The organism is Streptomyces durocortorensis, from assembly GCF_016901035.1.
Lineage (GTDB): Bacteria > Actinomycetota > Actinomycetes > Streptomycetales > Streptomycetaceae > Streptomyces > Streptomyces durocortorensis.
In genome coordinates this window covers 1-1,616 of sequence record NZ_JAFEUF010000480.1, presented here as the reverse complement: position 1 = coordinate 1,616, position 1,616 = coordinate 1, and the positions used below count along the sequence as shown (strand labels likewise).

Annotated in this window: 1 protein-coding gene and 1 pseudogene; both read right to left on the bottom strand. The window is 74.7% G+C overall.

The genetic code is table 11. The features are described from left to right. Positions 1-90: 90 nt before the first annotated feature. Positions 91-486: pseudogene (locus JS521_RS35590) on the bottom strand (hypothetical protein); the annotation flags it as partial. Next, the coding region (locus tag JS521_RS35585; RefSeq protein ID WP_205086979.1) for a vWA domain-containing protein at positions 483-1,616 on the bottom strand (1,134 nt) is incomplete at its 5' end. The pseudogene JS521_RS35590 and the gene JS521_RS35585, both read right to left, overlap by 4 nt.

Below are 1,616 nucleotides of genomic sequence, written 5' to 3'. Positions count from 1 at the left end.
CACCCTACGTCTTTTTTTTCACCCCATCTGCGTCTTTCGCCTATTTGTGCCTGTGTCGTGGTCTGGGTGATGTGTATATTTGACTGTGCCGGCGGCCGGGTCCGTTGCCGAGGCCGGTCCGGGGGCTTGTGGGGTGGGCTGTTCGGTCGGCTCCGGCGCCCGGTCGGCCGGCTGTTCGGCGCGGTCCGGCGCCGGGTCGGCCACGGGGGCGGCGCAGGCGGCGGCCGCGCGGTGGACGCAGGCCGGGGCGAGGAGGCAACCGCAGGTGATGTCCTCCGCCTTCGCCACCACGCCGGTCGGGGCGTGCAGGCGCAGCTCGGTCTCGTCGTCGACCTCGATCGTCGCGGTGTCCCCGTCGCGGCGTGTCGGGCGGGCGCCGAGCTTGGTGACCGCCGCGTCCAGCCGCTTGCGCAGCCGGGGCGAGAGGCCCTCCACGAGCGTGGCCGTGACCTCCGGTGCGACGGGTGGCAACCGGTCGTCGTTCATGCGGTCTTCTCCCCTATCCAGCGGGCCAGTTCGAGTGGGCTGAGGGCCGCCACGGGCATACCGGCCGCCACGAGCTGCCCGGCGACGCCCGTCGAGTAGCGGGGCCGGCCGGCGTCGTCGAGGCTCGCGCACCCGAGGACGTGGCAGCCGGTGTTCACCAGGGCCCGCACCTCGGCCAGCAGTCCGGCGAGCGGTGCCCCCTCCTCGAAGTCGCTGATGACGACGACAAGGGTGCGGGAGGGCACCTCGATCAGGCCGCGGGCATGCCGGAGCCCGGCGGCGATGTGCGTTCCGCCGCCCACGCTCACTTCCAGCAGGAGGGAGAGCGGATCGCGCACATGGCCGGTGAGGTCGACGACCTCCGTGGAGAACGCCAGGAAATGGGTGCTCAGGGTCGGCACCCCGGCGAGCACGGAGGCGGTCAGCGCGGACCAGATCGTGGAGGCCTCCATGGATCCGGAGACGTCGGTGACCAGGATCAGGCGCCAGTCGGCCGAACGGCGGGAACGACTGCGGAAGACAGGCTTCTCGGGGATCACCTGGACCGTGCCGTCGGCCGTCCGGCGGGAGGTGGCCAGATTGGCGTGCAGGGTGCGGGGCAGCTCGAGCCGTCCGCCGGGGCGGCGGGTGGGCCGGGCCGTCGTCGTGCCGGTCAGCGCGGGGCGCAGCAGGGTGGCGAGCTGCCGGGTCAGTTCGTCGACCAGGCGGCGCACCAGTGGGCGGAGCGCCGCCAGCCGTGCTTCGGGGAGGCCGCCGGCGTACTGCAGGATCGTCCGGAGCAGTTCCACGGAGGGGGTGGCGGCCGCCGGGTCGAGTTCGGCCAGGACGTCCTGCCGTCCTGTCCCGGCAGCGGCGGCCAGGACCTCCTCGCGGACGCCGGGGCCGAACAGCGCGGCCAGTTCCTCGGACAACTCGCGGACGCCGGGGAACGACGGCTCCCGGCCGCCGCCCGCTCCGGAGCCGCCGTGACCGAGGAGGCCGCCGCCGGAACCCTCGCCGCGCCCCGCGCCGAAGCGCACGTCCAGCGCGGTCGCCAGACGGGCGGCGCCGGACGGCAGCCGCTCGGCGCTCCGCCCGAGCACGAGCCGCCAGCGGTCGGCGGGCGCGAGGGTGCGGGTGGGGGCCGGGGC